Origin of the sequence: Streptococcus sp. 2342 (genome assembly GCF_013276795.1) — a bacterium.
GTDB lineage: Bacteria > Bacillota > Bacilli > Lactobacillales > Streptococcaceae > Streptococcus.
Genome location: NZ_VMLR01000019.1, coordinates 1 through 653 on the forward strand (window position 1 = coordinate 1; position 653 = coordinate 653).

Consider the following 653-nt stretch of genomic DNA (forward strand, 5'->3'; position numbering starts at 1 on the left):
TTTGCTACTTTCTTTGATATAATGGGAAATGATAAACTTAAGGAAGTGAAAAAATATGGCAAACGAAGCAACAGCAACTGACCAATACGTCAGAAGAGAGATAGAAAAATTTGGTATCCGCTATGATGAGCAAGGTTCTTCTCATCCAGAAATTGCTAAAGCGCTAAAAGGAGCTAGCAAACAAGGTAAATCTGGAATTGGAAAGCCTGAATTTGTTATGCAGATCTCAGATTACCTTATTGTGATTGAAGATAAAAGGGACAATGATAAACTTATTAATCTTTCCGGGGATGGTTCTATTGCTAAAGATATTCCATCATTGTCAGGTTTTGCTGTAAATGGTGCTGTACACTACGCAAACCATATCGTAACGAAAACAAGCTCTTTTGATGAAGTAATCGCAATAGGTATTACTGGGGATGAGGAATTTCATAGCATTCAACCTGTATTAGTTTCTATCACTGAAGAAGGAATTACTGAAAAAAAACTTCCAAAGTTAACTGATCTTCAGGAACTTCATCCAAACAATATAAATGAATGGTATTCAGTAAATGTACTTGAAGAATATTCTATTGAGCAAAAACGTATTTTTGAATTGCAAAATGTTTCAAAAGAATTACATGAAGATTTACGAAACTACGCTTCGCTCGAAG

At 34.3% G+C, this 653-nt stretch carries 1 pseudogene; it reads left to right on the forward strand.

Annotated features, from left to right (window positions below):
• Window positions 1-55 precede the first annotated feature (55 nt).
• A pseudogene (locus HT689_RS09470) lies at window positions 56-653 on the forward strand (hypothetical protein); the annotation flags it as partial.